The organism is Acinetobacter sp. RF14B, from assembly GCF_006864105.1.
Lineage (GTDB): Bacteria > Pseudomonadota > Gammaproteobacteria > Pseudomonadales > Moraxellaceae > Acinetobacter > Acinetobacter lwoffii_C.
In genome coordinates, this window is record NZ_SMTB01000103.1 from 1 (window position 1) to 7539 (window position 7539).

8 protein-coding genes and 1 pseudogene are annotated in these 7539 nt (G+C 47.2%); 2 read left to right on the top strand and 7 right to left on the bottom strand.

The features are described 5' to 3' along the window. The 6 genes and pseudogenes from E2K52_RS12415 to E2K52_RS12440 form a co-directional block, all read right to left on the bottom strand. Window positions 1-130, bottom strand: a pseudogene (locus tag E2K52_RS12415) (patatin-like phospholipase family protein); the annotation flags it as partial. A 90-nt stretch (window positions 131-220) separates the two neighbouring features. Then, window positions 221-643 carry a hypothetical protein gene (locus E2K52_RS12420; protein WP_045796164.1) on the bottom strand — a complete coding sequence of 141 codons (423 nt, stop codon included), beginning with the start codon at window positions 641-643 and terminating at the stop codon, window positions 221-223. 72 nt (window positions 644-715) lie between these two features. Continuing rightward, complete coding sequence (locus E2K52_RS12425) at window positions 716-2335, bottom strand: ABC1 kinase family protein (RefSeq protein WP_151205386.1); 1620 nt, start codon at window positions 2333-2335, stop codon at window positions 716-718. Window positions 2336-2347: 12 nt separating this feature from the next. Beyond that, on the bottom strand, window positions 2348-3025 hold the full coding sequence (locus E2K52_RS12430) for an SCP2 domain-containing protein (RefSeq protein ID WP_151205387.1): 678 nt from the start codon (window positions 3023-3025) through the stop codon (window positions 2348-2350). Between the two features lie 12 nt (window positions 3026-3037). Further along, window positions 3038-3982 carry a bifunctional demethylmenaquinone methyltransferase/2-methoxy-6-polyprenyl-1,4-benzoquinol methylase UbiE gene (gene ubiE / locus E2K52_RS12435; protein ID WP_151205388.1) on the bottom strand — a complete coding sequence of 315 codons (945 nt, stop codon included), beginning with the start codon at window positions 3980-3982 and terminating at the stop codon, window positions 3038-3040. A gap of 255 nt (window positions 3983-4237) precedes the next feature. After that, a complete protein-coding gene (locus tag E2K52_RS12440; RefSeq protein ID WP_151205389.1) occupies window positions 4238-4942 on the bottom strand; it encodes an FFLEELY motif protein in 705 nt (234 codons plus the stop codon). A gap of 202 nt (window positions 4943-5144) precedes the next feature. Here E2K52_RS12440 and E2K52_RS12445 point away from each other — a divergent pair, with 202 nt between their 5' ends. Continuing rightward, window positions 5145-6572: a phosphate--AMP phosphotransferase gene (locus E2K52_RS12445; protein ID WP_151205390.1), complete on the top strand. Its 1428-nt coding sequence runs from the start codon at window positions 5145-5147 to the stop codon at window positions 6570-6572. Window positions 6573-6621: 49 nt separating this feature from the next. Here E2K52_RS12445 and E2K52_RS12450 read toward each other — a convergent pair whose 3' ends face one another. Beyond that, on the bottom strand, window positions 6622-7125 hold the full coding sequence (locus E2K52_RS12450; RefSeq protein ID WP_151205391.1) for a hypothetical protein: 504 nt from the start codon (window positions 7123-7125) through the stop codon (window positions 6622-6624). Window positions 7126-7305: 180 nt separating this feature from the next. Between E2K52_RS12450 and E2K52_RS12455 the strand changes: the two genes are divergently transcribed. Next, a partial coding sequence (locus E2K52_RS12455; RefSeq protein ID WP_151205392.1) for an exodeoxyribonuclease V subunit gamma occupies window positions 7306-7539 on the top strand: 234 nt, incomplete at its 3' end.

Here is a 7539-nt window from a genome sequence, read left to right on the forward strand (position 1 = left end):
GTCCACCTGCAGCGCCTGGCACAATATCGACCTGTTCGGGTTGCAAACCTTCTTTCAGAATCAGCTCACGTGCCAGATGGCCAGCACGAATCGTCAGCGCAGGCGCCCGTTTTTGTAAAATCTGTACCATGATTCAACCCATACCAGCCAAGTGTGTGCTTATTTTAATCGATGCGTCTTTAGACCCAATGGCAAGATATGTCCTAAGGTGACTTGAGAGTCATGGCATCGGGTTGATGTAAGTGTGCATGAGTTCTTTATTGCGTAAATTTAAAAAAGGTAGATTAAATGAAATAATCAAAAGCGTGGTTATAGGATAGCTTGGCCAGTAAAAAGCATGAATTAGAAACAAACTACCTGCAATACCTATCCATATTTTTAAAGCTAGTATTAGCTGTGTTTGTCGTAGACAGAATAGAAATAACAACGGAAGCAGGTTAAAGCTGACAATGAGCCAGAAATAGTCACTATGAATCAGGCGGTAGAATGTGGTATTGGCAGCAGGGGACCATGCAAGCCAATGGGCTGTTTGGTTGATATAGAAAAAAATATCTATCCATGTTGGGAAGCTGTAAAGTAGTGCAGTGAGAAAGGTTTTTTGTCTATTCTGGCGATACAGTGCCCATAAAAAACTATATTTCATTTGGATATTCTTGTTTTATTTTTTCAATAATTTAAGCATAAAAAAGCCTGACGAATCAGGCTATTTAAAAAATTATTTCGAAATTCGCCAGACTGCCAGAACGCTCGCCAGCACAATCAGAATCACCGAAACGAACCAAGGTGAAATAATCGCAATCGACAGCAGAATGGCCATGATGCTGCCAAACATCCAGCTACGCTTTTGCTGATGTTCCATTTGCAGGCGCATACTTTGCAATTCATTGAGCTGTTTGGCATGCCAGGCCGACTGGTTTTTCAGACCATTCAGGCTGTCGATCATCAGGGTCGGTAAATCCTGTGCGCCTAACAGCAGATCCGGAATTTTCTGACCGAGTTCTTTCAGATTTTTCTGCGGATTCATCTGGGCCTTGATCCAGTCGGTCAGGATCGGTTTGGCCAGACTCCAGATATCCAGTTCCGGATACAGATCGGTACCCAGACCTTCCACATGTACCAGCGTTTTTAACAGCAGCATCAGCTGTGGCGGAATTTCCAGATGGAAACGGCGTGCAATATCCATGACTTCAATCAGAATACCGGCAAAGTCCAGCTCATGCATTGGCTTGGACACCATTGGACCTACAGTACGGCGCATTTCACGGGCTAGCGCATCCTGATCAGTACCCGGTGGAATCCAGCCTGCCTGATGTACAATCTGGATCAGCTGCATAAAGTCACTATTCATGACGGCTAGCAGCATGCGCGCCACGGTCATCTGGTCATGCTTGGACAGCTCGCCCATAATCGCACAGTCCAGGGCGATAAAACGCGGATTGGCCGGATTAATGGTTTCTACAAAGACGTTGCCTGGATGCATGTCGGCATGGAAGAAGTTATCGCGGAAGACCTGGGTAAAAAAGATGGTCAGGCCTTTACGTGCCAGATCAGCACGGTCCATGCCCAACCGGTCAAAGGTCGCAATATCTGAAATCGGCACCCCGGTAATGCGCTCTGCCACCAGCACATCTTTACTATCCATATAGACTTCAGGCACGTACATCATGCTGGAGCCAGTAAAATAATGCCGCATGCGGCGGGTGTTGTCAGCTTCCAGCGTCAGATCCAGCTCATTTAAAATAATCTGGCGATAGTCCTGAATAATCTCGGACAGATGCAAGGCACGTGCTGCTTCGAGACGCTTTTCCAGTGCATCGCCGAGCCATTGCAAAATCTCAAAATCCTGTAAAATCTGCTGGCGGATATTGGGACGGGTAACCTTGACGATGACTTCACGGCCATCATGCAGGGCAGCGGTATGGACCTGTGCAATCGAGGCAGCTGCCAGTGGCTGGATATCAAAACGGCCGAACAGGGTATTTACATCCGCCTTTAAGGACTCCTGAATTCGCATCTTGGCGACTTCATTATCAAAAGGCTTGACCCGATCCTGCAGTAAAACCAGTTGTTGCAAGACTTCAGGTGGAATCAGGTCACGGCGGGTTGACAGTAGCTGACCGAGCTTGATCGCCAGAGGCCCCATTTCTTCCAGTGCCAGTTTCAGCTTGAGCGGATTTTTACGCTCCTTGCTAGACCAGGCCGCCGGATGCATGCGGATGATTGACAGGACATGCCGGGCTTTTTCTGGAAGCTCTTCCGCAGGAAACAACGTGTCGAGTCTATAGTGCGCGGCGATGCGCCAAAGTTCGCGTAAACGTGAAACATGCGGAATCATAAAGCGGTGTACCTAGTCGGATGTAGAGTTATGTGGAGCATCAATCTGCTGTTGAAGCTGGCGAATCCTGGCTTCAACGCGATCTAAATTCTGATTCAGGATACGGGTATCCTGATTTAAGTCATCCATTTGCCAGCGTGGAGCAAATAAACCACTGTCTTCTTTTAATGTGTCTTCAGCAAAGAACAGCTTGCTCTGCAAGGCGCGTTTGACATATTGGGGCGCTAGTTGCAGTTTACCCAGTTCATGGGCCAGAGTCGGGCCAATCCAGGGACTCAGGTGAGCAGCGAGATCAGGTTCTGCCTGCTGCATGATGCGCTGGATTTCTTGCAGAAGTTTATAGTCGCCCTGTAGGGGAATATTGCCGATGTCATCGGATACCAGCAGGCTGAACAGTTCAACCATATTCTTGACGTTTAGCGTCGCTGTTGCCTCTACGAGGCTAGACGTTTGCGCGTCAAAAGGGCGCTGCTCAAAAATAGAAGGCTGTTCAGCATGTCCGGTTGCAGTGGCTTCCAGACGAACCTTGCCTTCATCAAAGCATACATCTACCGAAAGCTGTGGTGATGCAATGACCACACGCAGCATTTTACCGGCTAGCGCATTGGTCTGAATGCGGGTAATGCCATCCAGATCAATCATCTGATGAATCACGCGTTCAATTGCCCCTAGGGCGAGAATTGACCACATTGGCATAGCCTCTTAGAGTTTGAAACCACGGTGAACGGCCACAATACCGCCAGTCAGGTTGTGGTAATCACAGTTCTGGAAGCCGGCATTTTCCATCATGCCTTTCAGGGTGCGCTGGTCTGGATGCATGCGAATTGATTCAGCAAGGTATTTATAACTTTCCGAATCATTTGCCACGATTTTACCCATGATCGGTAAAGCGGTGAATGAATACAGGTCATACAGTTTTGAAAATGGCTCGAATACTGGTTTAGAAAATTCCAGAATCAACAGACGGCCGCCTGGCTTAAGCACGCGGTACATCGCTGCCAGTGCTGCATCTTTGTCAGTCACGTTACGCAGACCAAATGAAATGGTCAGCAGATCAAAGCTGTTGTCTGCAAAGGGTTCCAGAGTTTCAGCATTGGCCAGAACAAAGTCGACATTGGTACAGCCGGCATCGATCAGACGGTCACGGCCAACATTCAGCATGGATTCATTAATATCAGAGAGGACCACATGGCCGGTTGGGCCAACCTCGCGGCTGAAAACTTTAGCCAGATCACCCGTACCGCCTGCAATATCCAGCACATGCTGACCACGGCGTACCCCCGACATATTAATCGCAAAACGTTTCCACAGGCGGTGAATACCAAAAGACATCAGGTCATTCATGATGTCGTATTTGCTGGCAACCGAATGGAAGACTTCCGCCACTTTCTGGGCTTTTTCATCACTGTTAACAGTCTGATAACCAAAGTGCGTGGTCGAACCGACATTGCCGGTATTGGCGCCGCGTGGCAGATTGTATTTAGGTATCGTTGAGGTCACTGGCGTATCGGTCAGGCGTTGTTCGAGGGACTGTTGCTGACCTTGCGGGGTGCCTTGAGGAAGAGTTTCAGTTAAGAATGGACTCACTTTGTCTGTCTGTTGTGCCGACTCGGGGGTAGGGGCAGGTGTTGGATTTTCATTCGACATGGGAGTCACTCCTAACATAGTCATCGGGTTAATCTTATATTGACTGCATAATGACAGATTCTAAGATGTTATTCAGCATTCATCATGCAATTGTTATGAATAATATACAGAAAAATGAGCAAGTCAGCTGAAATCTTTCGGGTGCATGATCATGCTATCTTCTTGTAGGATGACGGCCTGCTCTGGGCAAAAGGATGACTTTTAGTCCGAGGGCAGACAAGTCTCAGTGCTGCTTGATCTGGTGAAAAATAACGCTTATTGAAAGGGCCGCAGATCGCCAGCATGCACCCGGTCAATGATATGACGTTCGCCCTGGGTAAAGTCACGGACAAACTGTTCAGCCGACTTTAACGGTTTCATGGCCAGGAAACCTTCCTGCATAAATTCATACATGACCTGAAAATTATATTTATTTGCTGCACCTTTACACATTTTAAAGGCCGTATAGACCATAAAGGAGCGCATGTATTTATCCAGGCTATGACCCAGCTGGTCCAGCAGTTCCAGCTGTTTTAAACGCGCCTGTGTCTGATCCAGCTTTATATAAGCCAATCGCATCATCTCATCATTCAGCGGGGTATCCGCCGGATAGTCTTTCAACAGCTGGATGGCCACCTGCTCATCTAGCTGTACCGCCAGAATCGCCAGTTCAACCCCCAATGTGCCAGTTTTAATGGCATTTTCCGGAATAACTTTTTCAGCTTTATGGGCATATTTCATCAGGCGTTTAATTTGTGTGGCCAGCGCATCAAAATCCGGTCCGCCATAAAGCCGGTTGAGAAAATAGTCGGCCATCAGCTGGTTCTGCTTTGCTGAAAAATGGGTTTGATGGCTACGCTGCATCCGGGTTTTCTGCCATGCCTGTACATCCTGTAAGCGGCTTAAAATTTTGGACTGGCGATGATAGCTCAGCTGATCATAACGTTCTAATAACTCATCAAGTGCGGCAAGTTTGGACATGATAGTTCAGATATTTTTTACGATGTCAGAATCTTAGAGGGTGTTGAAGGATCTCGCCATGACAAATTGACCAATGAAACCTGATTTACAGGTCAATTCGCTGTTTAAACAATCAAACTAATCGTGTGAAAAACGTTGCTGGCCCTGTTTGAGTGGAAAAGTTCCCCGTTATACTGCCTATAAGAAGAGAAAAGGGCTCAGTATGGATTTAGAACAATCGCCTTTTCAGCTTATGGATGAAGACCAGTTATCCCTCCAGCTGATTGATGCACAATACAATTTAAAAAATACCCAGGGCCGAAAAAATGCCAAAAGTGTACTGATCCTGGTGAATGGGATAGAGCTGGCCGGTAAAGGGGAGGCAGTCAAACAGCTGCGTGAGTGGGTCGATCCGCGTTATCTGGGGGTAAAAGCAGACCGACCCTTGATGCTGCATAACAAACAACCTTTCTGGCAGCCTTATGTACGCTTTATTCCGGCGGAAGGTCAGCTTATGGTGATGTTTGGTACCTGGTATAGCGACCTGATCAGTACGGCAATGCAGCCGACACAACCCATCAGCGAGGCCAAATTTGATGCTTATATTGATGAGATGCGCGCTTTTGAACAGGATCTGAAAAACAATCACGTGGATGTGGTCAAAATCTGGATTGACCTGTCGTGGCAGGTGTTGCAAGCCCGTCTGGATCAGATTGAGCCCAGCGAGTTGCGCTGGCATAAACTGCATGGACTGGACTGGCGTAACAAGAAGCAATATGACACTGTGCAGGAGCTGCGCCAGCGCTTTAGCGATGACTGGCTGATTATTGACGGTGCAGATGAAAAACAGCGTGATCAGCAGTTTGCCCAGGCCATTTTGAATGCTTTAAAGAATTGTCCGGCGCACCCGAAGAGAGCCCTCGGCAGATGGCAGCAAGCTAAAATTCCAGAGCGGTTAAAATCACCTGAGCAACGCCTTGCCGAAGCGGAAGATTATAAGCCAGAACTTAAAAAGCTGACTTCCAGGGTTGCCAGTGCCTTACGTGATGATCCGCGCAATGTCCTGATCCTGTTTGAGGGTATGGATGCAGCCGGCAAAGGCGGGGCCATCAAGCGGATTGTAAAAAAACTTGATCCACGTGAGTATGAAATTTATACCATTGCGGCACCAGAAAAATATGAACTCAGCCGTCCATATTTATGGCGTTTCTGGACCAAGTTACAAACCGATGATGATATCTGTATTCTGGATCGTTCCTGGTATGGCAGGGTACTGGTCGAGCGGGTGGAGGGTTTGGCCAGTGCGCTTGAGTGGCAACGGGCCTATGGGGAAATTAACCGCTTTGAACAGAGTCTGGTTGAACATCAGACTGTCATTATCAAAATCTGGCTGGCCATTTCCAAAGAAGAGCAGGCGGCGCGTTTCAAGGCACGTGAAGAAACTCCGCATAAACGTTTTAAAATTACCGAAGAAGACTGGCGTAACCGGGAGCAATGGGAAAACTATCTGAAAGCCGCCGCAGACATGTTTGAGCGGACTTCAACCGAACTTGCGCCTTGGCATATTATTGCCACTGACGATAAAAACACCGCTCGGATCGAAGTCTTAAAGGCCATTTTAAAACAACTTCAGGCAGAATCGTCTGCCTGAAGTTGTAGGTGGGCAGGGAAATAATCCTTGCTCTTTCTCACCTTTCATTTTATTTATTTTGAGCAATCTGTTTTTGCTGGATATTTTTAGCAGTACGATAACAGTCGTTGACATGTGCTTCCGCAATTTTCTTCATGATGAGATAACCCAGACTGGCCGCAACCAGTTGACCACCCAGGGGGATGAATTTTGTGACTTGCTTTGTGATCACTTTCGCTGCAACATTATTCAACGATTTTTTGACCGCGGTCCGTGCCACCACCAGACCGGAAAACTCAACTCCGCGTTTACGCAGTTCCTGCCAGTGGACTTGACGGGTTTTAGCATCATAGACACTGATCTGATCGGGTGCCAGGCCGAAACGGGCATTGATCTCGGGAATCAGTTGCGACAAGATACCGACATCAATCACCACATCCAGAAATGGAACGGGAATTACGGCTGCACCGGCCGAACAGTAGGCGCGTTTTTTGACGATCTCTAAACATTCATTGCGGATCCGGTCCAGATCGAGGCTCGGATCAATACGGTCAGGAATTTTATCTAATTTCATGGGGGCTACCTTAAAGCTGTATGTTGTTTTTTTCTATTCAAACATCAATAAGATGCTTTTTTCAAAGAAATTTTTGAGCAAAATATGGGTTTTAAAGTCGCATAGACCAGTCGCGAAGTATAGTAAATAATCTTTATTGTTTTGTACTAAGGCTGCATTTTTTTATATTCAGGGGAAGCCATGGCAATTCATGTTATTCAGAGTCAACGTATTGATGTACTTTTGGATAGTATGCTGCGTATTGTCAATCAGGCAGCACAAAATCCGTTCGAGGTGTTACAGCCGCGACATTTTATTGTGCCATCACCGGCGGTGGAAGCTTGGCTGACCCAGAAAATTGCCGAAAAAAAGGGGATCAGTGCCAATACCCAGTTTCATCACCGCATTCGTGCCTTTCAATGGAGTTCCTATCAG